This is a genomic window from Microbacterium sp. Leaf159 (assembly GCF_001423615.1).
Taxonomy (GTDB): domain Bacteria; phylum Actinomycetota; class Actinomycetes; order Actinomycetales; family Microbacteriaceae; genus Microbacterium.
Genome location: NZ_LMOU01000001.1, coordinates 62,766 through 86,986, shown reverse-complemented (window position 1 = coordinate 86,986; position 24,221 = coordinate 62,766). Strand labels below are relative to the sequence as shown.

The window sequence follows — 24,221 nt, the reverse complement described above, 5'->3', positions numbered from 1 at the left end:
TCCTTTCGCCACGGTGCAGAGCTTCTGACGCCCTGCACCCGAACGCGTCCTGATACTACCCGGTGCATCCGGGAGGACGTCATCGGGCGACTCGTGTATGGCAGCTGGTCAGCCGAGACAGCTCGGCCCGAGGAGGGACTTGAGATCGCCGAACAGGTCGGCGGAGACCTTCACGGGCATCGGCACGTCGAACACCTTCGCCGTGCCGCCACGGTGCACGCGCAGAACGACCTCGGTGTCTCCGTTGTGTCGGCGCAGGACCTCGGCGAGCTCGTTCATCACCCTCTCGGTCGCTCTCTGCTCAGCCAGCACGAGTGCGAGCGGTCCTGCCGCATCGAAGGAGCCGACGTCGGGTGCGAATGCCGATTGCGCGTGGAGGTTGAGCCCGTCGTCGCGCTTCGAGACACGTCCGCGGACGGCCAGGATCGAGTCCTGCTGGAGGATGTGCTGGAACTCGGTGTAGGTCTTTCCCATGAACATGACCGTCACCTCGCCGTTGAAGTCCTCGACGGTGATCATGCCGTAAGGGTTGCCGCTCGCCTTCGCCACGCGGTGCTGGACGCTGGTGACGAGCCCGGCGACCGTGACCTGTTCGCCGTCCTGCATCTCCTCGGAGTTGATGAGGTTGTGGATCGAGATCGACGCGTGCTTCGCGAGAGGCACTTCGAGCCCTGCGAGAGGATGGTCGGAGACGTACAGGCCGAGCATCTCGCGCTCGAAGGCGAGCTTGTCCTTCTTGGTCCACTCCGGCCGCGCGGGAACCTTGGCCGGGGCCACCTCGTCCGTGCCCTCGTACAGGCTGTCGAAGTCGAAGCCGATCGCGCCCTGCGCTTCGTTCCGCTTGCGATCCACGGCGGCCTCTACGGCGTCTTCGTGGATCTCCAGCAGTGCCCGGCGGGAGTCGCCCATCGAGTCGAAGGCGCCTGCCTTGATCAGCGACTCCACGGTGCGCTTGTTCGAGACGTGCAGCGGCACCTTGTCGAGGAAGTGGTGGAAAGAGGTGAAGCGCTCATCCTTCCGCGACTTCACGATGCCCTCGACGACGTTGCTGCCGACGTTGCGCACGGCACCGAGCCCGAATCGGATGTCGTCGCCGACGGCGGCGAAGTAGTTGATGGATTCGGAGACGTCCGGCGGGAGCACCTTGATGCCCATCCGGCGGCACTCGTTCAGATACAGCGCCATCTTGTCTTTCGAGTCGCCGACGCTGGTGAGCAGTGCAGCCATGTACTCGGCGGGATAGTGGGCCTTGAGGTAGGCGGTCCAGTACGACACGACGCCGTAGGCGGCCGAGTGGGCTTTGTTGAAGGCGTAGTCGGAGAACGGGAGCAGGATCTCCCAGATGGCGTTGACGGCCCCGTCGGAGTAGCCGTTCGCGTGCATACCGGCCTGGAAGCCCTCGAACTGCTTGTCCAGCTCGGACTTCTTCTTCTTGCCCATCGCTCGGCGGAGGATGTCGGCCTGACCGAGTGAGAATCCGGCCACGCGCTGGGCGATGGCCATGACCTGCTCCTGATAGATGATCAGGCCGTAGGACTCGTCGAGGATGTCGGCGAGCGATTCGGTGAACTCCGGATGGATCGGCGTGATGGGCTGCTGGCCGTTCTTTCGCAGCGCGTAGTTCGTGTGGGAGTTCGCCCCCATGGGCCCTGGACGGTACAGCGCGATCAGGGCCGAGATGTCGCCGAAGTTGTCTGGGCGCATCAGACGCATGAGCGCGCGCATGGGCCCGCCGTCGAGCTGGAAGACGCCGAGCGACTCACCCCTGCCGAGCAGATCGTAGGCTCCGCGGTCGTCGAGCTCGAGGTGCTCGAGGTCGAGCTCCTCTCCCCTGTTGGTGCGGATGTTGTCGAGCGCGTCCGAGATGATCGTGAGGTTGCGCAACCCCAGGAAGTCCATCTTGATCAGGCCGAGAGACTCGCACGACGGGTAGTCGAACTGCGTGACGATCTGGCCGTCCTGCTCGCGACGCATGATCGGGATGATGTCGAGCAGCGGCTCGGACGACATGATCACACCGGCGGCGTGGACGCCCCACTGGCGCTTCAGTCCCTCGAGACCGAGGGCGCGATCGAACACCGTCTTCGCCTCGGGGTCGGTGTCGATCAGCGCACGGAATTCGCTCGCCTCTTTGTAGCGGGGGTGCGCGGAGTCGAACATGCCGTCGAGGGGCATGTCCTTGCCCATGACGGGCGGCGGCATGGCCTTGGTCAGGCGCTCGCCCATGCTGAACGGGAACCCGAGCACTCGCCCGGCATCCTTCAGCGCCTGCTTCGACTTGATCGTGCCGTAGGTGACGATCTGCGCGACGCGCTCGGAGCCGTACTTCTTGGTCACATAGTCGATGACCTCGCCGCGGCGACGGTCATCGAAGTCGACGTCGAAGTCGGGCATCGAGACGCGGTCGGGGTTGAGGAACCGCTCGAAGATCAGACCGTGCTCGAGGGGATCGAGGTCGGTGATCTTCATGGCGTAGGCGACCATCGATCCGGCACCGGAACCACGACCGGGACCGACGCGAATGCCGTTGTCCTTGGCCCAGTTGATGAAGTCGGCGACGACGAGGAAGTAGCCCGGGAAGCCCATCTGCAGGATGATGTCGGTCTCGTATACGGCCTGCTTGCGCACCTTGTCGGGGATGCCGCTCGGGTACCGGTAATGGAGGCCCGCTTCGACCTCCTTGATGAGCCAGCTGTCCTCCGTCTCGCCGTCCGGCACGGGGAAACGCGGCATGTAGTTCGCCGCGGTGTTGAACTCGACCTCGCAGCGCTCTGCGATGAGCAGCGTGTTGTCGCACGCCTCGGGGTGGTCGCGGAACAGCTGACGCATCTCGGCGGCCGTCTTGATGTAGTACCCGTCGCCGTCGAACTTGAAGCGGTTCGGGTCGTCGAGCGTCGAGCCGGACTGCACGCACAGCAGCGCCGCGTGCGCATCGGCCTCGTGCTGGTGGGTGTAGTGGGAGTCGTTGGTGCCGACGAGCGGGATGCTGAGGTCTTTGGAGAGACGGATCAGATCGGTCATGACCCGGCGCTCGATCGAGAGGCCGTGATCCATGATCTCGGCGAAGTAGTTCTCCTTGCCGAACAGATCCTGGAACTCCGCCGCCGCCGCACGAGCCGCGTCGTACTGGCCGAGTCGCAGCCTGGTCTGGATCTCGCCCGACGGGCATCCGGTCGTGGCGATCAGTCCCTTGCCGTAGGTCTGGAGGAGCTCCCGATCCATGCGGGGTTTGAAGTAGTAGCCCTCCATGCTCGACAGCGAGCTGAGCCGGAACAGGTTGTGCATGCCCTGCGTGCTCTCACTCCACATCGTCATGTGGGTGTACGCGCCGGAACCCGACACGTCGTCGCTCTTCTGATCGGGAGACCCCCACTGCACGCGCGTCTTGTCGCTGCGGTGCGTGCCGGGGGTGACGTAAGCCTCGAGTCCGATGATCGGCTTGACGCCCGCGGCATTGGCCGCCTTGTAGAACTCGAAGGCCGCGAAGGTGTTGCCGTGATCGGTCACCGCAATGGCCGGCATGTCGTAATCCGCAGCGGCCTGGGTCATCGCCGCGATCTTCGCCGCCCCGTCGAGCATCGAGTACTCGCTGTGCACGTGCAGGTGGACGAAGGAGTCGGATGCCATGCCTTCGATTCTACGGCGGCGCCCCGACATCGAGACCGGTGTCGGGGCTTCGGCCATCCCGTCACGGAGCGTCGTCGACGATCGAGATCGACGTCACGACCGAGAAGTTCGGTACTGCGGCCGGCACCAGCGTCCCTTCGGAACCCAGCGTCCTCGAGCTCGCCGAGACGAACCCCGAGGACGTGTCGACCGTGAGGGTATCCGTCCAGCTATCGAACCGGTCCGAGGTCCACGTGAAGGAGAACTCCAAGGTCACCAGGGAACCGTCGACGCTCACGATCTTCCCGTTGGGCATCGCCCGGAGTGCGAGGAGCATCGCAGCTCGCAGATCGGCCGGAGCCGCATTCCGCTGCAGCTCCTGGATGATCATCGATGCGATCTGACTGTCCTCGTCCAGCACGTCTCCGATCATGAAAGTGCGGTACCAGTCGAGCAGCTGCTGCGGGTCGCGAGGGATCTGCGCATAATAGGCATCCGACCCGGTCTGCGGGTCGGATCCGTCGTCGATACCACCCGCATGCCGGTCGATGATCTGCTCCTGCAGAGTGGTGCCGAGCCACTCGGTCGCAAGAGCGTCCGCCCCTGCTCCGAAGGTCTGACCGATGGTGGTCTTCGGCTCGAAGAGCGTGACCCACTCCTGAGACCGATCACCCGGGATGTACGTGAAGTAGGTTCCGGAAGCGGTCCACGCGGCGGTTGCGGACGCGCGAGTTGCGTCCCACTTCGTGTACTGGTCGGTCGGCTGGTAGAGAACCAGCTGAGTGGTCTGATGCTCCACACGAAGATACTGGCCGGGCGCCGCCTCCAGCGCCCCGCCGGCGACCGTCGCACCTGCGGCCGATTCGAGCACGCTCGCCACCGTCGCGCGTTCGAAGGGATCGCCCGTGGACGGCGACGGCGGCGGGGTCGGCGCGAACGTCGGAATCGCTTCGACCTGAGGCGACGGAGCGGTCATCTGGCCGACCACTACGACTCCTGCGGTCACGGCGGCCACCCCGGTCACCGCTCCGGCGATCACGAACATCGGCCTCCTGGCGAGGCGTTTGCGCTCCGCGTTCCGGCTGTCGTCGATCCCCTGAAGGAGGCGCAGGCGGGCAGCGCTCACCCGGTCCTCTGTCAGGGTGAGACCTGCATTCACGTCACGCACGCGCTCGAAAACGTCCATCGACCGCTCCCTTCTCATCATTCACGACTCGTTCTCTGGTGATCGCTCTCGCCGGGTCCAACCGCGTCCGTACGCGGTTCATCCGGGATCGGACGGTGCCGACGGGAACGCCGAGGGCGACGGCGACCTCTTCGTACGTCAGATCTCCCCAGGCGTAGAGCAACAGGGTCTCGCGGTCCTTCTTCGAGAGCGCCGCGATGCGCGGACCCAGCTCGCGGGTGGAGATCTCCGCATCGAGTCGGGCGATCGTCGTCTCAAGGTCTCCCTGGGAGATGTGTTCCTCGCGCTGCGCGGACGCCACTTTCGACCGGAGGTTCTTCGCTTCCCGTGCCCGATGCTTCCTGATCAGACGGGAGGCTATCCCGTACAACCAGGGAAGCGCTGAGTCCCAGGCCGTGTCGAACGACTTGCGCCGTGCGAACGCGACCAGGAAGGTCTCGCTGAGGATGTCCTCGCCTGCATCAGGGCCGAGTCGGCGGGCGGCGTAGCCACCTACCGTCCTGGCGTGCCGATCGAACAGTTCGGCAAAGGCTCGGGGCTGCCCGAGCGACCGCTGAATGATCTCGCTGTCTGTGCTCACACTATGTATTGCCCAAGGAAGAGCGGACGGTTCATTCTTTCTTCGACGACTTCTTCGACCTCGTCAGATCGAGCCTCATCAGCACCCGCGGGAATCCGTCGAGAGTCGAGTCGGTGTCGGCGGCCTTGGTGAAGCCTGCCGCCTCGAACAACCCTCGCGTCCCGACGTATGCCATGGTGAGATTCACCTTCTCACCCCGGTTGTCGACGGGATACCCCTCGATCGCCGGGGCGCCGCGCTTCTTCGCATAGGCCACGGCACCGTCGATCAGCGCATGCGAGATCCCCTGCTTGCGGTGTCCGGGACGGACCCGGATGCACCACAGCGACCACACGTCGAGCTCGTCGACCTTCGGGATCAGCCTGTTCCGCGCGAAGCTCGTGTCGTTGCGCGGGTGCACCGCCGCCCATCCGACCGGTTCGTCGTCGAGGTAGGCGATTACGCCCGGAGGCGGGTCCTGATGGCAGAGCTCACGAACCCGATCCGCGCGCTGGGAGCCTCTCAGCTCGTTGTTCTCTTTACTGCCGATCCGATAGCTCAGGCAGAAGCACACGTTCGATGTCGGCTTCTTCGGGCCGACGAGAGCAGCCACGTCGTCGAACTCGGTCGCCGGTCGCACCTCGATGCTCATGCGCCCAGTCTGGCCCACCCCACGGACATCGCCTAGGCACTCAGCGGACTTCGGGCATGCCATGAGTGCTGTTCTCGCCATCTGCCGGCCGAAGGGGCTACTCGCCTCGCAGGACCGCCAGAGCGTGCTCGAAGTCCGCAGGGTATGCCGACTCGAACTGCACCCACTCCCCCGTCGCCGGGTGTGAGAATGCGAGCTTGTGCGCATGCAGCCATTGGCGGGTGAGTCCGAGCTTCGCCGACAGCGTGGGGTCTGCACCGTAGAGAGGGTCGCCGACGCACGGATGCCGGAGCGCGGCCATGTGCACGCGGATCTGGTGCGTGCGACCGGTCTCGAGATGGATCTCGAGGAGCGAGGCGCCCGGGAACGCCTCGAGCGTCTCGTAATGGGTCACCGAAGGCTTGCCGTCGGAGACGACCGCGAACTTCCATGAGTGATTCGGGTGCCGACCGATCGGTGCGTCGATCGTGCCCGTGAACGGATCGGGGTGCCCCTGCACGACCGCGTGGTAGATCTTCTCGACCGTGCGCTCCTTGAAGGCGCGCTTGAGCGCCGTGTAGGCCGACTCGCTCTTGGCGACGACCATGAGCCCGCTGGTGCCGACATCGAGGCGATGCACGACGCCCTGACGCTCGGGCGCACCGCTCGTGGCGACACGGAACCCTGCGGCGGCGAGGGCGCCCACCACCGTGGGGCCCTCCCAGCCGACAGACGGGTGGGCGGCGACGCCAGTGGGCTTGTCGACCACGACGATGTCGTCATCGTCGTAGACGATCCCGAGTTCGGGTACCGCGATCGGGATGATCCGCGGCTCCTCTTTCGGCTGCCACTCCACTTCGAGCCATCCGCCGCCGCGAAGACGATCGGACTTGTCGAGCATGACACCGTCGAGACGCACGCCTCCGGCTGCGGCGACATCCGCGGCGAAGGTCCGGGAGAAGCCGAGCATCTTGGCCAAGGCGGCGTCGACGCGCGTTCCCTCCAGCCCCTCAGGGACGGGAAGGGAGCGGAACTCCACGCTCAGCGCCCGTCCGACGCGGCGGCTGGCGCATCGGGAGACGTGGTGTCGGCCTGCGAGGCGTCCGTCTGCTCCACAGCATCCGCCTCTTCGGCGATCGCGACGGCCTCGGCCTCTTCGTCCGTCTCCACGGGGGCGTGGTCGCGTTCGCGCGTGCCGTCGAAACGCAGCCCGAAGACGACGAGCAGCGCCACGGAGATCATGCCCGTGACGATGAAGATGTCCGCGACGTTGAAGATCGCCGGCATCATCCACGGCATCGAGATCATGTCGACGACGTGCCCCATGGGAAAACCGGGATCGCGGAAGAGGCGATCCGTGAGGTTGCCGAGCACTCCACCGAGAAGGCAACCGAGGACGACGGCCCAGAGCCGGGAGCGCAGGCCGAAGGCCTTCCACACGATCACACCGGCGACGACCGCCAGCGCGATGGTGAAGATCCACGTGACGTCGGACCCGAGCGAGAACGCCGCACCGGGATTGCGCACGTAGTACAGCTGAAGGAACTCACCGAGCACCGGGACGGGCTCCTGCAGCGGCAGGTTCTCGGTGGTGAGGTACTTCACAAACTGATCGGCGGCCAGCACGATCGCTGCGAGAATCGCAACGATCGCGCCAGCCGCCGACCGACGAAGGGCAGGGCGTCCTGGCAAAGGGACGACCTACAGTCCGATCGCGGAGACCGGGGTCGAGTCCGTCGACGCCGACTTCTCGTCGAGGTCGCGGAGCTGACCCTCGATGTAGCCGCGCAGCTGCGAGCGGTAGTCGCGCTCGAAGTTGCGGAGCTCGGTGATGCGGGCTTCGAGCGTGTTGCGCTCGCGCTCGAGACGTGCCGACTCTTCGCGCTGCTTGGCCTCGGCCTCGGTGCGGATGCGGTTCACCTCGCCCTCGGCGTCGGCGATGAGCTGAGCGCGCTTGGCCTCACCCTCGGCGACGTGCTCGTCGTGCAGGCGCTGTGCGAGCTCGATGATGCCGGCGGTGGCGGTCGCGGAACCCGACGGAGCGGGCTCGGCCGGTGCGGCGACGGGCGCCTCTTCGACGACGGGAGCGGGCGCCTCGGCTGCGGGAGCCGCAGCAGCGACCGGCGCATCGCCGGACTCGAACGCGGCCAGCTTGGCCTTGAGCTCGACGTTCTCCTCGAGGGCCTTGCGCCACTCGATGACGATCTCGTCGAGGAAGTCGTCGACCTCGTCCGGGTCGAAGCCGTCCTTGAAGCGGACGTGCTGGAACTGCTTGGTGACGACGTCATCCGGGGTAAGTGCCATGGTGGCTCCTTCGATGAGTTCGGTTGCCAGTTTCGAGAATGGCGTGGTCGTGATGTGGCGCGAACCCGGGGCGCGCACCTGGGAGCCAAGCATAGTCCCCGAGCCTGTCAGCCGCGACGCCGCGACACTCCGCGGCGTCGAAGTCGCGCAGGACTCAGATGAAGTTGCGGACGATGCTCATGAGGATCAGCACGATCAGAATCGTGATCGAGAACCCGAAATCAAGCGAGATCGAGCCGATCCTGAGGGGTGGGATGATCCGCCGGAAGAACCGGACAGGCGGATCGGTCAGTGTGTAGACGAGCTCGGCTGCGACGAGACCCGCACCCTTGGGTCGCCACTCCCGATTGAACATCGGGATGTAGCCCAGGATCAGGCGAGCGAAGAGCACCAGCAGATACAGCAGAAGCGCCAGATGGATGATGCTGGCGACGATGGAGACGACGATCCCCACGGTCTACGACTGGTCGAAGCCCGCGGACTCAGCGTCTGCGTGCGCGATTCCCCCGTGGCCCGACACAGCGATGTTCTCCGGCGAGAGCAGGAACACCTTCGAGGTGACCCGCTCGATGCGGCCGTACAGGCCGAGTGAGAGACCGGATGCGAAGTCGATCAGACGGCGAGCGTCGGCGTCGCTCATCTGAGAGAGGTTGATGATGACCGGGACACCTTCGCGGAAGCTCTCGGCGATGAGCTGGGCATCGCGATACTGCTTCGGGTGCACGGTGAGGATCTCGTTCACTGCCCCTCCTGCGGGCTGGCGCACGGCGACGGGGCGCCGCAGCGGGGTGACGGGCGCCGGAGCGGGCTCTTCCCGGTCACGGTCGCGGTCGCGATCACGTTCGCGGTGGGCGCGGGCCGGAGCCTGCTCCTCGTAAGCCTCTTCCTCGTCGGCGAGGCCGAGATACACCATGGTCTTCTTCAGCGGGTTACCCATCGTGTCCTCCGGTTCGAACGTGTCGGGCTGGTCTGTTCACAGGTTAACCCCGGTCGGGGCGGGGTCCCGTGATTGCGGAGCCGATCCGCAGGTGTGTCGCGCCGGCATCGATGGCTTCGACGAAGTCACCGGTCATGCCTGCAGAGATCCAGTCGGCGGCGGGCTCGATCTCTCGCACGCCGTCTGCGACGGCGCGCAGCCGGGCGAACGCCGAGGCGGGTTCCTCATCGAGAGGAGCCACGCCCATCACGCCTCGCAGGCGGAGCGACGGAAGGGTCAGGATGTGCTCGGCGAGCGAGCGCGCGCTGTCAGGCGCGACACCGCCTCGCCCCTCGTCGGCCGTCAGATTGACCTGGACGAGGACGTCGAGGACATCATCCCCCTCGGCAGCCCTGTGCAGGGCGTCGGCGAGCCTGTCGCGATCGACCGAATGCACGGCATCCGCGCTCCGGCGGATCGCCGAGGCCTTGTTGGTCTGCGCCTGTCCGATGAAATGCCAGCGGACATCGAGGCCGTCGAGCTCGCCGACCTTCGAGGAGAGCTCCTGCTGGCGGTTCTCCCCCACCTCGCGCACACCCAGCGCCTGCAGGTCGCGCACGAGCGATGCCGGATGGAACTTCGTCACGACGATCCGGGTGATCTCACCCGGATCCCGATCGGCCAGGCGCGCAGCCTCGGCGATGCGTTCATCGATCGCCGAGAGCCGCGCAGCCAGACCCGATTCATCGGGGCCCTGCGCGAGGGTCACTTCAGGAATTCAGGGATGTCGATGTCGTCATCCGCGAACGCGGGCTCGATGCTCGTCGCTGTCACGCGCTGCGGGGCCTTCTCGGCCTCGACGGCTTCGGAGGCGGGCTTGCTCTCCTCGTCGTTCGAGAGAGCGACCTCAGGGAGCGTGCTCGCTGCGGCGGGACGCGTGACGACCATCGGGTCGAGGCGCAGTGAGGGCTCGCCGCTGTCGAAGCCGGCGGCGATCACGGTGACACGCACCTCATCGCCGAGCGTGTCGTCGATGACCGTACCGAAGATGATGTTCGCCTCGGGGTGCGCGGCCTCCTTGACGAGGTCTGCGGCGTCGTGGATCTCGAAGATCCCGAGGTTCGAACCACCCTGGATGGAGAGCAGGACTCCGTGAGCACCCTCGATGCTGGCCTCGAGGAGCGGCGACTCGACAGCCAGCTCGGCGGCCTTGATCGCGCGGTCGGCTCCGCGGGCGGATCCGATTCCCATGAGCGCGGAACCCGCGCCCTGCATGACGGACTTGACGTCAGCGAAGTCGAGGTTGATGAGACCCGGGGTCGTGATGAGGTCTGTGATGCCCTGCACACCGGCGAGGAGCACCTGGTCGGCCGTGGCGAAGGCCTCGATCATCGAGATGCCGCGATCGCTGATCTCGAGGAGGCGGTCGTTCGGCACCACGATGAGCGTGTCGACCTCTTCCTTGAGCTTCACCACGCCGGCTTCGGCCTGGCTCTGACGACGACGCCCCTCGAAGGAGAACGGCTTGGTGACGACACCGATGGTCAGCGCGCCGATCGACTTCGCGATGCGAGCGACGACGGGGGCGCCACCGGTTCCGGTTCCGCCTCCCTCTCCCGCGGTCACGAAGACCATGTCGGCGCCCGTGAGCGCCTGCTCGATCTCTTCCGCGTGGTCCTCGGCTGCACGGCGACCCACCTCGGGGTCGGCTCCTGCGCCGAGTCCGCGAGTGAGCTCGCGGCCCACGTCGAGCTTGACGTCGGCGTCGCTCATCAGCAGCGCCTGCGCGTCGGTGTTCACTGCGATGAACTCGACTCCGCGGAGACCGAGGTCGATCATGCGATTGACGGCGTTGACGCCGCCACCGCCGACGCCGACGACCTTGATCACGGCGAGGTAGTTCTGGTTCTGGCTCATGGCCGGCCTCCGAATAGTCGAGCCTGTCTTTGGGCGAGATCCCGAGGGTTGAACCTTAAACCTCAACTAGAGGTGTAAAGTATTTCCCGGTATTGGTTTCTCTTGTTCGAAGGTAAGCGTCACGCCCCCGCGCACACGCAACGACACGGGCGTGTCGCCCGTTTGCCGTCGAAACCTCAGCCGACGACGACTGCGTGGGGCGAAGTGACGTCGATCGTGGATGCGTCCGGACGCCCGATCAGGGTCTTCGAGAGGGCCTCGCTCTTCATCGGCGAGTCCTCCGAGCTCCCCCACACCACGGTGAGACCCGAGCTCAACGTGAGCGTCACGTCGTCCGGCGACGTCGCGCGCACACCCGTGAGCGTCGCCCTCAGATCGGCCGGCACCGACCGCACGACGAGCCCAGCGCTCTCGAAGGCTGCGGAGTCGGTGCCGCCCTCGATGTCGAGGAGAGGCTGTCCGGCGGGCTGATCCGACGTCGTCGCGAGAGCGACCCCCGCGGCGTCGACGAGCGTGTACCCCGCCTCCGAGCGGATGACTCCGACGGGTGTGCGCTCGACGATCCGCACCGTGAGGTCGTGCGGAGGCTTCGCCTCCAGCGCATAGGTCTCGATCAGCGGGAAGGCCAGCAGAGACGCCTTGACCTCGCTCGAGTCGATCGAGGCGAGCGGGGTGCCGATCTGGTCGGCCAGCGCGGCTTCGACCGTCGCGGCATCCAGGGTCGTCGCGCCCACCACGGTGATCTTCTCGACCGCGAACAGCGGACTGTACGCCGCGACGGTCGTTCCCCCCACGAGGAGCACGACAGCGCCGATCGCGCTCAGCCAGATGATCCGTCGGCGGCGGGAGCGCTGGGTGAAGCGCCGGATCTCGGCGCGAAGGGCCTTGCGCCGTGCGCGCGCCGCACGCCAGACGTCGCGCGTCGACGTCGGCCGCTCGGCATCCTCCGCGCCCGCGTCTCCTGCGAAGGCCCCGAGATCGACGACATCCGCATCGTCGCGCCGGCCTTCACCCGTAGCGGCGCGTGCGCGACCACGAGAGCCCGCCCGTCGCCCGGCTGCGGACTCGTCCTCCGCGAGACCCGCGGGAGGCGTGGGAAGCGGAGGCGGACGTCGCATCTCCTAGACCTCTGTGGTCCGCAGCGACTCGAGCACCTGCGGGATGATCTGGTAGACGTTGCCGCAGCCGAGAGTCACGACGAAGTCGCCCTCACGCGCGACCGACGCCGTGTAGTCGGCGGCCTGCTGCCAGTCCGCGACGAAGTGCACGTGCGAGGGATCCTGGAAGGCACCGCTGACCAGCTCACCCGTGACACCGGGCACCGGGTCTTCGCGGGCACCGTAGACGTCGAGCACGACCGTGTGGTCGGCGTAGGTCTCGAGCACGTCGGCGAACTCGCGGAACATGTGCTGCGTGCGCGAGTACGTGTGGGGCTGCTGGATCGCGATGATCCTGCCGGAGCCGGCGATCGAGCGCATCGCCTCGAGCGCCGCGCGCACCTCGGTCGGGTGGTGCGAGTAGTCGTCGTAGACCGTGACGCCGCGCTCGACTCCGTGCTGCTCGAGCCGGCGCACGGTGCCGGCGAAGCCCTCGACGGCGCGCGCGGACTCCGTCAGGCCGAAGCCGACGGACAGGAGCACCGTGATCGCTCCCGCCGCGTTGATCGCGTTGTGCACACCGGGCACGGCGAGCTGCAGCCGCACGCTCTCGTCACCCCGGGTGATCGTCGCGGAGACGGGGCCCGCGGCCACGATGTCGGTGACGCGGACGTCGGCATCCTCGGACTGCCCGAAGGTGATGACGTTCGGGTGCGACAGCCCCGCGCCCACGCGCAGCGCGCCGGCGTCGTCACTGGAGATGACGACGGCCTCGGTGGCGGCGTCGGCGAAGCGCACGAACGCGTCGTGGAAGGCCTCGTCGGAGCCGTAGTGGTCGAGATGGTCGGGGTCGACATTGGTGATGAGTGCGACCGCGGTGTCGTAGAGCAGGAACGTGCCGTCGGACTCGTCGGCCTCGATCACGAAGAGCTCACCGGTGCCCGTCGCGCTGGAGACGCCGAGCTGCTCGATCACGCCGCCGTTCACGAAGTTCGGATCGGCACCGAGCGCCTGGAGCGCCGTCACGATCATGCCGGTGGACGTGGTTTTGCCGTGCGCACCGGCGACCGAGACGAGTCGCCGCGAGCCGATCAGCCAGTGCAGCGCCTGCGAGCGGTGGATGACGTGCAGTCCCCGCTCCTTCGCCGTCACGAACTCGGGGTTCTCGGGCCAGATCGCTCCCGTGTGCACCACGGTGTCGGCATCGCCGAGGTGGGCGGCGTCGTGTCCGACGTGCACCGTGGCCCCGGCCGCTGCGAGGGCGCGGAGGTTGTCGCTGTCGGCCCGGTCGCTCCCGGAGACGCGGATCCCCGCGTCGAGGAACATCTTGGCGAGGCCGCTCATGCCGGATCCGCCGATGCCGATGAAGTGCGCGGAGGAGATCGACTCGGGGATCGGGAGGGTGAGGTCAGGTCTGATCATGTCGGATTCAGTCTACTTTTCGGTGAGGACGTTTCGGCGGCGCTGAGCCGTGTCTGCGGCGGACTCAGACGAGCCCGAGGGCCCGGTCGACGAGCGCGATGACATTCTCGGTGCCGCTGCGCGTGCCCACCTGACCTGCGGCGTCCGCCATCGTCGAGAGCCGCTGCGGGTCCTTCAGCACGGGGATCACGATGCGCCGCACGGCGTCTCCGTCGAAGGTGGCGTCGTCGAGCAGACGTGCGGCGCCGGCGGCGACGGCGGATGCCGCGTTGAGCCGCTGCTCGCCGTTGCCCACCGAGTACGGCACGTACAGCGCCGGGATGCCCAGCGCGCTGATCTCGCTGACCGTCGCCGCCCCGGAGCGCGAGACGATGAGGTCGGCGAGGGCGAACGCGAGATCCATGCGGTCGACGTAGCGGCGCAGCGCATATCCGGGAACCTCGGGATCAGCGAGGTCGCTGCGCTCGCCCGTGACGTGCAGCAGCTGCCATCCTGCGGCGAGGACATCGCCCCAGGAGTCGGCGAGGGCCTCGTTCAGGCGCTGAGCTCCGAGCGATCCTCCGAACACGAGCAGGACCGGGCGAGAGGCGTCGAGCCCGAAGTGCTCTGCGGCCTCGTCGCGGGCAGCAGCGCGGTCGAGCTCGATGACCTCACGGCGCAGCGGCATGCCGACGACCTCGCCGCCGCGCAGCTTCGTGCCGCCGAAGGCGACTCCGGTCGCCGCGGCGCGACGCGCACCCAGCACGTTCGCGAGGCCCGGCTTGGCGTTGGCCTCGTGCACGACGAAAGGCACACCCTCTCGGCGGGCGGCCACATAGGCGGGGGCGGAGGCGTATCCGCCGAAACCGACCACGACGTCGACCCCGTGCGCGCGGATGTGCGCACGCACCTGGGCGATCGCTCGACGGAAACGGCCGGGGAATGCCGCCGCCTGCCTGTTGGGACGACGAGGGAACGGCACCTTGTCGACGATGAGGAGTTCGTATCCTCGGGCGGGGACGAGTCGGGACTCGAGGCCCTCCGCCGTGCCCAGCACCAGGACGGTCGCATCGGCTTCGCGGGCGCGCAGTCCGTCGGCGACGGCGAGCAGGGGATTGACGTGACCGGCGGTTCCACCGCCGGCGAGAAGGTACGTGGTCACCGTGTGACCCTACCCCGCCCTGCCGAAGGGGTCCGCTCAGCCGCACGTGCTTCCGGGACCTTGAGAGTGCGCGCGAAGGACAGCAGGACGCCGCAGGCGATGAGCACCGCGAGGAGCGCCGTGCCGCCCTGCGACATGAACGGAAGCGGAACGCCCATGACGGGGAACAGCCCGATGACGACGCCGATGTTGAACACGGCCTGCCCCGTGATCCAGACGGTGATGCCACCGGCCGCGACGCGGATGAACGGGTCGTCCGTCTTGCGGATGATGTGGAAGGCGCCGACCGTGAAGAGGGTGAAGAGCGCGAGGACGACGATGCACCCGATCAGCCCGAGCTCCTCCCCCACGATCGCGAAGATGAAGTCGTTGCCGGCGGCGGGCAGCCAGCCGTACTTCTCCTGCGAGTTTCCGAGCCCGACGCCGAAGATGCCGCCGGAGGCCATGCCCCAGATCCCATGGATCGACTGGTAGCAGTCGGTGCTGTAGGCCGACATGTCTGAGCACGTGGCCGTGATGCGTCGCATGCGGTCCGGGCTCGTCACGGCGAGGGCGATGACCGCCACGACGCCGAGCAGCACCGGCAGGATGAACAGCCGCAGCTTCACGCCGGAGAAGAACAGGCAGCCGAGCAGGACGATGACCAGCACCATCGCGGTGCCGAGGTCTTTTCCGGCGATGACCGTGCCGATGGCGAGGGCCCCGACCGGGACCACCGGGATGAACACCTGGTGCCAGGTCCCGAGCATCGTCTGCTTGCGCAGCAGGACGTACCCGACCCAGAGCGCGAGCGCGAGTTTCAGGAACTCCGACGGCTGCAGCGTGAACCCGGCGATCATGATCCAGTTGCGGTTACCGCCGTCCTCGATGCCGAGGGGCGTGAAGACGAGCATCTGCAGGGCGATCGAGCCGAAAAGCGCCGGCCACGCCATGCGCTTGAGGAACGCGATGGGCAGGCGCGAGATCAGGAACATCAGCGGGATGCCGAGGACGGCGAAGATCCCCTGGCGCAGCGCGCCGTCCATCGGGTTCTCACCCTTGGACACCGCGGTCGCACTCGTCGCCGAGAGCACCATCACGAGTCCGAAGATCGTCAGCATCAGGGCCGCCGACGCGATCATCAGGAACTCGGTCGAGACCGGCGTGAACCGCCTCCCGAGGGAGACACGGGCGGCGAGGCCCCCCGACGTGGTGCGGCCGGACTCAGACCGAGGGGGGCGTGCGACCTGCGTCATCGGCGCTCCCCCGGTCTATCCAGTCCCGCACCGCCTCGGCGAAGCGGTGTCCGCGATCCGCGTAGCTGGAGAACTGGTCGAAGGATGCCGCTGCGGGGGCCAGCAGAACTGTGCCCTCGCCCTCGACGATCCCCGCGGCGATCTCCACGACGCGATTCATGACGTGACCAGTCTCGCCAGCATCCACCTCGAATACCGGCACCCCCGGCGCGTGTCGCTCGAATGCCGCGACGACGGACGTGCGCTCGACACCGATCACGACGGCTGCGCGGGCCGTCGAGCCGACGGATGCGACCAGATCGGCGATGTCGACGCCCTTCAGATCTCCGCCGACGACCCAGACCGCACCGGGGTAGGCACGCAGCGATGAGGCAGCGGCGTGCGGATTCGTCGCCTTGGAATCGTCGACCCAGGTGATGCCGGCGTGGCGCGCGATGATCTGGATGCGGTGCTCGTCGAGTCGGAAGGACTGGAGGGCTGTGTGGATGGCTTCGGGCTCCACCCCGAGCGAACGCGCGAGCGCGCTGGCCGCCAGGATGTTCTGCACGATGTGCGGCGCGGCGAGGCCGACGGCCTGCAGGTCGGCGACCGTCGTCAGCTCCAGAGCGCTGGTCGCGCGATCGTCGAGGAACGCCCGATCGACGAGCAGTCCCTCCACCACGCCGAGGTCGCTAGGCCCGGGGATGCCGAGGTCGAAGCCGATGGCGCGTGCGCCGTCGACGACTTCGGCTTCCTCGACCATGAGCCGGGTGGCCTCATCGGCCTTGTTGTAGACGCAGGCGACGCGGGTGTTGCGATAGACGATCGCCTTCGCGTCGCGATACGCCTGGGCGCTGCCGTGCCATACGAGGTGGTCGTCCGCGAGGTTCAAGCACACCGACGCGTGCGGGAAGAGCTGCCCCTCTGCGCTGGACTGCCCGAGGTACCAGAGCTGGTGGCTGGAGAGCTCCACGACGAGCGCGTCGAAGCCCTCGGGGTCGCGCACGGCATCCAGCACCGGCACGCCGATGTTTCCGCACGGGGCCGCACGCAGCCCGCCCTCGACGAGGAGGGATGCCGTCAGCTGCGTCGTGGTGGTCTTGCCGTTGGTGCCGGTGATCAGCACCCAGTCGGCCGGAGTGCCGTCGGCGCGCGTGACCTTGTCTCGCACGCGCCAGGCGACCTCGATGTCACCCCAGATCGCGATGCCGGACTCCTGCGCCCACCGGATCACGGGGTGCACGGGAGAGAAGCCGGGAGAGGCGATGACCACCTCCGGTGCGAAGTCGCTGAGCGACTCGGGCACCTCGGCGAGCGAACCCAGCTCGAGGCGTGCGCCGATCACGGGCAGAAGGTCGGCATACTCCTGCTCGGCCGACTCGCTGAGCACGAGCACATCGGCACCGAGCTCCGTGAGCGTGTCGGCCACCGAGAAGCCGGTCATCGAGAGTCCGAGCACGGCGACCCGCAGACCCGACCAGTCGGAGCGCCAGCTGGTCAGCGTCGCGAGCCTGGACTCAGCTGACACGCGTGAGCCATTCGACGTAGAAGAGTCCGACGGCCGAGACGGCGAGGAGTCCTGCGATGATCCACATCCGCACGACGATCGTCACCTCTGACCACCCGCGCATCTCGAGATGGTGGTGGAAGGGGCTCATCAGGAACAGACGCTTGCCGCGAGTGACCTTGAAGTAGGCACGCTGCAGGATGACCGAGCCGGACGCGAGGACGAACACGCCGGCGATCACGAAGAGCAGCAGCTCGGTGCGGGTGAGGATCGCCATGGCGGTGATCACGCCGCCGATCGCCATCGAGCCGACGTCGCCCATGAAGACCTTGGCCTTGGGGGCGTTCCACCAGAGGAAGCCGATGAGGCTGGCGGCGAACGACGCGGCGATGATCGCCAGGCTGAACGGATCGCGCACCTCGTAGCATCCGCCGATGGCCGCCGATTCGACGCCTTCGCCGACGCAGGACTGCTTGAACTGCCAGAAGGCGATCAGGCTGTACGCGCCGACGACGATGACTCCGGCTCCCGCAGCGAGGCCGTCGAGCCCGTCCGTGAGGTTGACGCTGTTCGACGTCGCCACGCCGATGACCGAGATCCACAGCAGGTACAGAGCCCAGCCGAGGATCGCGGCGAAGGCGAAGAGGTTCAGCCAGGGGATGTCGCGGAAGAGCGAGATCGAGCCGGATGCCGGTGTCTGGTCGTACGAGTTCGGGAAGTTCAGGGCGATGATGCCGAACGGGATGATCACCAGCAGCTGGCCGATGATCTTGCGCCAGCCCGAGAGCCCGAGGCTGCGCTGACTGCGCACCTTCATGTAGTCGTCGATGAAGCCGACGGCACCGAATCCGACCATCAGCCAGATGACGAGGAGCGCCGATGTCGAGGGCGTCCCGCCACCGACGTATGTCCCGGTGAAGTAGCCGACCATGGTTCCGACGATGAAGATCACGCCGCCCATCGTCGGGGTTCCCCGCTTCGCCTCGTGGCTCGGGTTCTCGATCGCTTCGGGCGTGCGGATGACCTGCCCCCAGCCCCACTTCCGGAAGAGCCGGAGGAAGACGGGAGTCAGGAAGAGAGTGAAGGCGAGCGATATGGCGGCCGCCATGATGAGAGATCTCACGAGAACAATTCTCCCAGACGATCGCCGAGGTGCCGGAGCCCCACGGAATTGGATGACTTCACGAGCACGCGGTCGCCGTCGCGCAGCTCGCCGCGCAGGTACTCGAACGCGGAACCCTGGTCTGCGAAGAACACGGCCTCGCTGTCCCACGAGCCCTCGCCGATCGCGGAGATGAAGAGGCGGCGTGCCTCGGGGCCGATGACCACGATCCGCTGGATGTTCAACCGTACGGCGAGCAGACCGATCCTGTCGTGCTCCTCACCCGCCGTCTCGCCGAGCTCGCTCATGGCACCGAGCACGGCGACCGTCCGCTCGTCGGGGCCGGTGATCTGCGCGAGGGTGCGCAGCGCCGCGGCCATCGAGTCCGGGCTCGCGTTGTACGCGTCGTTGATGATGCGCACCCGTTCGTTGCCCATCGGCTGCATGCGCCAGCGCTCGGCGATCTCGACCGTCTCGAGACGAGCGATCGCGTCTGCCGTCGTGACACCCAGCACACGCGCAGCCGCGATGGCGGCCAGGGCGTTGCCGACGTGATGCGCACCGAGGACCTGCAGCCGGAGCGGGAGCCGCTCCCCCGCGGCCTCGATCACACAGGAGGTGCCTGACGCGGTGACTTCGAGGTCATGGGCTCGCACATCCGCCGCGGCGCTCTGACCGAAGCCGACCACCTGCATGCCGCGGGACACCGCGAGCTCGCGCATCGCCGCGACACGGGGGTCGTCGACGTTGAGCACGGCGGTCCCCGAGGGGATGGCGGCGGAGACGAGCTCGGACTTGGCCTTCGCCGTCGACTCGATTCCTCCGAATCCTCCGGCATGCGCCATGCCGACCATCAGCACCACGGCGATGTCCGGCTCCACGAGGCCCGCGAGGCGGGCGATGCTGCCCGGCGCGTCCGCACCGAACTCGCTCACGAGGAACCGCGTGCCGTGCGTGACCCGCAGCATGGTCACCGGAGCGCCCACCTCGTTGTTGAACGAGTTGACGGGCGCGACCGTCTCTCCCTCGCCGGAGAGGATGCGCGCCAGGAAGTTCTTGGTCGTCGTCTTGCCGTTCGAACCCGTGATGCCGACGATCTTGAGGTGTCCCGCGGCACGCACGCGCGCCACGACCTCTCGCGCGAGATCGGCGAGCGCACCGACGGCGCTCGGGACGACGATCTGCGTGATCTCGTCATCGACCGGATGCTCGACGATCGCGAGCGCGGCGCCGGCGGCCAGTGCGGAGCCGACGAAGCGGTGCCCGTCGGTCTCGGCCCCCGGCTTCGCGACGAAAACGGATCCGGGCGCCATGTTGCGCGAATCGGTGTCGACCACGCCGTCGACGAGGGTCTCGGCCGTCGCGGTACCGGCGAGTCGGAGATCACCCCCGAGGACGGTGGCGATCTCAGCAAGCGACAGGGCGATCATGACGTCTCCAGGCGCGGCGGGGCGCCGTCTATTCGAACTTGGGAAGCAGTGCGTCCATCGGAGTCGAGGACGGCATCACGCGGTAGGTCTTCATGGTCTGGGTCATCGCCTTCTGGAAGGCCGACGCGGTAGCAGCAGACGATGTAACTCTAGTCGGCTCGTCGAGAGTCACCACGACGACGTACTGCGGGTCATCGACGGGAGCGAAGCCCACCATGCTCGTGTAGTACACGCCCGCCTTGTATCCGCCGTTGCCGTCCGGGATCTGCGCGGTACCGGTCTTGCTGGTCACGCGATAGCCGGGAACCTGGATGCGCTCGGCGTTGCCGCCCTGGACGGCGACGTTCTCGAGCATCCGCGTCAGGTCGGCGGCGGTCTCGGGCTTGATGATCTGGTCGTGCGCCGCGGCCTCCGGAGTGACGACCGTGCCGTCCGGCGTCGTGCAGGACTCGATCAGAGACAGGCCGATCTTCTCTCCGCCGTTCGCGATCGCCTGGTAAGCGCCGGCGAGCTGCGGGGCGGTGACGGTGAAGTACTGTCCGAACGTGGTCGTGTACAGCGACTGGTTGTCCCACTCGCTCGTGGGGTGCAGCAGGCCGCCCGCCTCGTCCGGGAAGTCCACGGTCCTGGTGCCGACGCCGAAGCGCTGCAGGTAGTCATAACGCACATCGGGGCTCACCATGGTGCCGAACTTCGACAGCGCCACGTTCGAGGAGTCGATGAGCGCGCCGGCGAGGGTGTACTGGAAGGTCGGGTGCACGAACGCGTCGTTGATCACGGCGCCGTTGTCGAACTTCTCCTTCGACGATGCCGCGACCGTGGGGCTCGTCATCGTGACTCCGGCGTTCTCCATGATGGCCGCGGCTGTGACCGGCTTGAACGTGGAGCCCGGCTCGAACGGATAGGTGAAGAGCTTGCTGCCCCAGGTGTCGGACGACGAGGCGTCCAGATCGTTGGGGTCCATGGTCGGCCACTCCGCGGCCGCTCGGATCTTGCCCGTGGCGACCTCGACGACGGTGACCGTGCCGCCCTTGGCGCCCTGCGTCTGCGCCTCTTCGGCGATCATCTGCTGCATGTACCACTGCAGGTCGCTGTTGATCGTGAGCTGCACGGCGCCGCCGTCGACGGCGTCGATCTTGCTCTCGCTGCCGGGGATGACCACGCCGTTCTTGCCGGTGCGGTACGACTCCTCGCCGTCGGTCGGCGCGAGGCACTTCTCGTCCATCTTCTCGACGCCGGCCTGCGCATCGCCCGCACCGTTGAGGTAGCCGAGGAGGTTTCCGGCGACGGCGCCGTTCGGGTAGACCCGCACCTCGCGCGGCTTCATCGTGAGGTACGACGAGATCTTGAGGTCGCGCAGCTCGATGTACTTCTCGGTGCTGAGCCCCTTCACGAGCGGGAGGTACTGGGAGTCGGGGTTCGCGGCCAGCGCTGCGGCGACGTCGGCGCGGAGCTTCTCGGCATCCAGTCCCATGATGTCCGCGATGCGGGTGGATGCCTCGGCCCACGGCAGCTCAGGAGGGTTCTTCTCGTCCTCTTCGAGGAGTCGGATCACCTGGGGGCTCAGCTGCGCGTCGTAGACGTTGACGCTCTCGGCGAGCACCGCGCCGTCGGCGTCGACGATGGATCCGCGCTGTCCGGGGATGGCGGTGCCGTGTGCGATGAACTCCAGCGACTGGGCGACGTGCTCGTCGGCCTTGACCACCTGGATGTCGACCAGGCGCACGACGAACGCGGCGAGGATCGACAGGATCACGGCCAGCGCGACGACCGTGCGTCGCCGGGGCGTCCGGGTGGCTCGTGTCGTCATGGACTCTCTCCGTCAGGTCGTGATGGTCGGTGGATCCGGCTAGCGGGTGCTGGGGCTCGGGAGCCCGTCGGTGATGGCCGGCGGCAACTCCTCGGCGGATTGCTCTGCAGTACCGTCCGGCGTGGCGTCCGGCGTGGCGTCATCCTCCGTGGAGGCGTTCACCGGCACGTCGTTCAGCAGCGCGTTGCTCACCGCGCCTGCGCCGTTCGGATCGATGGTGGATGCTCCGACCGCGCCTGTCCCCTGGCCGAAGACGGCACCGTCGCTGAGCCGCAGGTAGGCCGGCGAGCCGGCGACCACCATGCCGAGCGCAGCGGCTCCCGTCGCGAGGGACTGCGGCGAGCTGAGACCGGTCAGGTCCTCCTGCAGCGCATTCGTGCGGAGGTCCAGCTCGTGCTGCTCGGACGAGAGGCTCGCCAGCGTGAACGAGTCTTGTGTGATCGCGAGCGACAGGCCGATCTGCACGGCTCCGATCGCCAGAGCACCCGCGACGGCGATGAGCGCATAGGCGAGCTTCGGCTTGCGGCGGGCCGGCGTTCCCGTGACGGGCTCGAGGCGACGACGCGGCGCACGTGACGGTGCGTCAGGCAGAGAGCGGGGCTGGGGTGCCAGCGCGTTCAGGCTCATGAGGTCTCCCGCAGCTTCTCTGCAGCACGCAGTCGCACCGGAATCGCACGGGGGTTCCTGGCGCGCTCGTCGTCATCCGCGAGCTCGGCACCCTTGGTGATGATCTTGAAGCGGGGCGCGTGCTCCGGCAGCTCGACGGGCAGACCGCGCGGAGCGGTCGACGCCGCACCTGCGGCGAAGGCCTGCTTCACGAGTCGGTCCTCGAGCGACTGGTACGACATCACGACGATGCGTCCGCCGACCGCGAGTGCGTCCATGGCCGAGGGGATCGCATCGGCGAGCACGTTGAGCTCGGCGTTGACCTCGATGCGCAGCGCCTGGAACACGCGCTTCGCGGGGTGCCCTGCGCGCTGAGCCGCAGCAGGAGTGGCGGCCTGAAGGATCTCGACGAGCTCTCCCGAACGGGTGATCGGCTGCTTCTCGCGTGCGGCGATGATGAATCGCGCATAGCGGCCGGCCAGCTTCTCCTCGCCGTAGCGCTCGAAGATGCGACGGAGGTTGCCTTCGCTGTAAGTCGCGATGACCTCTGCGGCGGTGACGCCCTTCGTCTGATCCATCCGCATGTCCAGCGGAGCATCTTTCGAGTAGGCGAAGCCGCGGTCGGCTTCGTCGAGCTGCAGGGACGACACGCCGAGGTCGAAGAGGATGCCGGCCGCGCCCTGAGCGTGCAGTCCGATCTCGTCGTACACGGTGTGCACGAGCGTGACCCGATCCTTGAAGCGGGCGAGCCGCTCCCCCGCGATGCGCAGCGCGTCGGTGTCGCGGTCGAGACCGACCAGACGGATGTTCGGGAAGCGCTCGAGCAGAGCCTCGGAGTGACCGCCCATGCCGAGAGTGGCATCGACGAGCACCGCTCCGTCGGCCTGCAGGGCGGGAGCGAGCAGCTCGACGCAGCGGTCGAGCAGTACGGGGGTGTGGATGTCGCGGAGGTTCATGATCTTTCTCGGGTGACCTCTGTAAGTCGGAGACCAGGGCCCTGATCCCCCTCCGCTTCTCGACCCGGCACCGGGGAAGTGTGTCGGGGCAGGAGCGGCGGGGCATCACAGCCGTGGTCAGAACAGTCCCGGGATCACCTCCTGCTCGAGATCGGCATATGTCTCCTCGCCGGCTGCGAGGTAGGTGTTCCAGCTCTCGGCATCCCAGATCTCGGCGTGAGCGCCGACACCGGTGACGATGAGTTCCTTCTGCAGGCCCGCGTACTGACGAAGGTGCACGGGGATGGTGATGCGGTTCTGGCTGTCTGGCATCTCCGCGCTCGCACCGGAGAGGAACAGGCGCATGAAGTCACGCGCCTGCTTGTTCGCGAGCGGCGCCTGACGGATCCGCTCGTGCATCGCCTCGAACTCGGCCGTGCTGAAGACGTAGAGGCAGCGTTCCTGCCCTCGTGTGACGACGATGCCGCCACCGAGGTCTTCGCGGAACTTCGCGGGAAGGATGACCCGTCCCTTGTCGTCCAACTTCGGAGAATGCGTTCCCAGCAACATCAGCCATCACCCCCTCTGCGTCCGGCCAACTCGAGGTGCGCCCCACTTTACTCCACTTTGCTCCACAAACCTACGGTCAATCCACGGATTGACCGCCCGAGCGGATGCAGGCACGCCGAAGTTCCGCGTGATCACGCGGTGGAGAGAGGTGGAGGATGAGTGGAGGGCGGTGGAGCACCAGTGGCGGAAAGCGCTCGCTCGCGAGCGCAGAGCAGATCCTCACCCGCGTCCGGGGCCGGAAACGACGAAGGCCCGGATGCTCAGAGCA

22 protein-coding genes are annotated in these 24,221 nt (G+C 67.3%); all 22 read right to left on the bottom strand.

The genetic code is table 11. The features are described from left to right. Positions 1-108: 108 nt before the first annotated feature. Complete coding sequence (dnaE, locus tag ASF80_RS00405; RefSeq protein ID WP_056307007.1) at positions 109-3,627, bottom strand: DNA polymerase III subunit alpha; 3,519 nt, start codon at positions 3,625-3,627, stop codon at positions 109-111. 61 nt (positions 3,628-3,688) lie between these two features. Further along, positions 3,689-4,792 (bottom strand): hypothetical protein, encoded by a 1,104-nt coding sequence (locus ASF80_RS00400; protein WP_056307005.1) that lies wholly within the window; start codon positions 4,790-4,792, stop codon positions 3,689-3,691. Next, positions 4,767-5,372 (bottom strand): RNA polymerase sigma factor, encoded by a 606-nt coding sequence (locus tag ASF80_RS00395; RefSeq protein WP_056307004.1) that lies wholly within the window; start codon positions 5,370-5,372, stop codon positions 4,767-4,769. The genes ASF80_RS00400 and ASF80_RS00395 overlap by 26 nt, the downstream gene beginning before the upstream one ends. A 31-nt stretch (positions 5,373-5,403) precedes the next feature. Then, positions 5,404-6,003 (bottom strand): GNAT family N-acetyltransferase, encoded by a 600-nt coding sequence (locus ASF80_RS00390; RefSeq protein ID WP_056307002.1) that lies wholly within the window; start codon positions 6,001-6,003, stop codon positions 5,404-5,406. 97 nt (positions 6,004-6,100) lie between these two features. Further along, positions 6,101-7,021 (bottom strand): RluA family pseudouridine synthase, encoded by a 921-nt coding sequence (locus ASF80_RS00385; RefSeq protein WP_056307000.1) that lies wholly within the window; start codon positions 7,019-7,021, stop codon positions 6,101-6,103. A gap of 2 nt (positions 7,022-7,023) precedes the next feature. After that, positions 7,024-7,674, bottom strand: coding sequence for a signal peptidase II (lspA, locus tag ASF80_RS00380; protein ID WP_056306998.1), 651 nt, complete (start codon positions 7,672-7,674; stop codon positions 7,024-7,026). A gap of 9 nt (positions 7,675-7,683) precedes the next feature. Then, positions 7,684-8,286 carry a DivIVA domain-containing protein gene (locus ASF80_RS00375; RefSeq protein ID WP_056306996.1) on the bottom strand — a complete coding sequence of 201 codons (603 nt, stop codon included), beginning with the start codon at positions 8,284-8,286 and terminating at the stop codon, positions 7,684-7,686. Positions 8,287-8,440: 154 nt separating this feature from the next. Beyond that, a complete protein-coding gene (locus tag ASF80_RS00370; protein WP_235559839.1) occupies positions 8,441-8,740 on the bottom strand; it encodes a YggT family protein in 300 nt (99 codons plus the stop codon). A gap of 3 nt (positions 8,741-8,743) precedes the next feature. After that, positions 8,744-9,223, bottom strand: coding sequence for a cell division protein SepF (locus ASF80_RS00365; protein ID WP_056306994.1), 480 nt, complete (start codon positions 9,221-9,223; stop codon positions 8,744-8,746). A 43-nt stretch (positions 9,224-9,266) separates the two neighbouring features. Beyond that, on the bottom strand, positions 9,267-9,917 hold the full coding sequence (locus ASF80_RS00360; RefSeq protein WP_414845668.1) for a YggS family pyridoxal phosphate-dependent enzyme: 651 nt from the start codon (positions 9,915-9,917) through the stop codon (positions 9,267-9,269). A gap of 50 nt (positions 9,918-9,967) precedes the next feature. Continuing rightward, positions 9,968-11,119: a cell division protein FtsZ gene (gene ftsZ / locus ASF80_RS00355; RefSeq protein ID WP_056306990.1), complete on the bottom strand. Its 1,152-nt coding sequence runs from the start codon at positions 11,117-11,119 to the stop codon at positions 9,968-9,970. Positions 11,120-11,295: 176 nt separating this feature from the next. Continuing rightward, positions 11,296-12,237 (bottom strand): FtsQ-type POTRA domain-containing protein, encoded by a 942-nt coding sequence (locus ASF80_RS00350; protein ID WP_082488128.1) that lies wholly within the window; start codon positions 12,235-12,237, stop codon positions 11,296-11,298. Between the two features lie 3 nt (positions 12,238-12,240). Continuing rightward, positions 12,241-13,638 carry a UDP-N-acetylmuramate--L-alanine ligase gene (gene murC, locus ASF80_RS00345; protein ID WP_056306988.1) on the bottom strand — a complete coding sequence of 466 codons (1,398 nt, stop codon included), beginning with the start codon at positions 13,636-13,638 and terminating at the stop codon, positions 12,241-12,243. 64 nt (positions 13,639-13,702) lie between these two features. Further along, entirely contained in the window at positions 13,703-14,779 is a 1,077-nt protein-coding gene (locus ASF80_RS00340) for a UDP-N-acetylglucosamine--N-acetylmuramyl-(pentapeptide) pyrophosphoryl-undecaprenol N-acetylglucosamine transferase (RefSeq protein WP_056306986.1), read from the bottom strand. Continuing rightward, a complete protein-coding gene (ftsW, locus tag ASF80_RS00335) occupies positions 14,776-16,014 on the bottom strand; it encodes a putative lipid II flippase FtsW (protein WP_056306983.1) in 1,239 nt (412 codons plus the stop codon). Before ftsW ends, ASF80_RS00340 begins: the two co-directional genes overlap by 4 nt. Next, positions 15,983-17,521 carry a UDP-N-acetylmuramoyl-L-alanine--D-glutamate ligase gene (gene murD / locus ASF80_RS00330; protein WP_056306982.1) on the bottom strand — a complete coding sequence of 513 codons (1,539 nt, stop codon included), beginning with the start codon at positions 17,519-17,521 and terminating at the stop codon, positions 15,983-15,985. The genes ftsW and murD overlap by 32 nt, the downstream gene beginning before the upstream one ends. Next, complete coding sequence (gene mraY, locus ASF80_RS00325) at positions 17,511-18,623, bottom strand: phospho-N-acetylmuramoyl-pentapeptide-transferase (RefSeq protein ID WP_056306980.1); 1,113 nt, start codon at positions 18,621-18,623, stop codon at positions 17,511-17,513. Before mraY ends, murD begins: the two co-directional genes overlap by 11 nt. Beyond that, positions 18,620-20,032 carry a UDP-N-acetylmuramoyl-tripeptide--D-alanyl-D-alanine ligase gene (locus ASF80_RS00320; protein ID WP_056306979.1) on the bottom strand — a complete coding sequence of 471 codons (1,413 nt, stop codon included), beginning with the start codon at positions 20,030-20,032 and terminating at the stop codon, positions 18,620-18,622. The genes mraY and ASF80_RS00320 overlap by 4 nt, the downstream gene beginning before the upstream one ends. A 28-nt stretch (positions 20,033-20,060) precedes the next feature. Then, positions 20,061-21,842 carry a peptidoglycan D,D-transpeptidase FtsI family protein gene (locus tag ASF80_RS00315; RefSeq protein WP_056306977.1) on the bottom strand — a complete coding sequence of 594 codons (1,782 nt, stop codon included), beginning with the start codon at positions 21,840-21,842 and terminating at the stop codon, positions 20,061-20,063. A gap of 39 nt (positions 21,843-21,881) precedes the next feature. After that, positions 21,882-22,469, bottom strand: coding sequence for a hypothetical protein (locus ASF80_RS00310; protein WP_056306975.1), 588 nt, complete (start codon positions 22,467-22,469; stop codon positions 21,882-21,884). Continuing rightward, entirely contained in the window at positions 22,466-23,404 is a 939-nt protein-coding gene (gene rsmH, locus ASF80_RS00305; protein WP_056306973.1) for a 16S rRNA (cytosine(1402)-N(4))-methyltransferase RsmH, read from the bottom strand. The genes ASF80_RS00310 and rsmH overlap by 4 nt, the downstream gene beginning before the upstream one ends. Positions 23,405-23,521: 117 nt before the next feature. Next, positions 23,522-23,953 carry a division/cell wall cluster transcriptional repressor MraZ gene (gene mraZ, locus ASF80_RS00300; protein WP_056306971.1) on the bottom strand — a complete coding sequence of 144 codons (432 nt, stop codon included), beginning with the start codon at positions 23,951-23,953 and terminating at the stop codon, positions 23,522-23,524. Between the last annotated feature and the right edge of the window lie 268 nt (positions 23,954-24,221).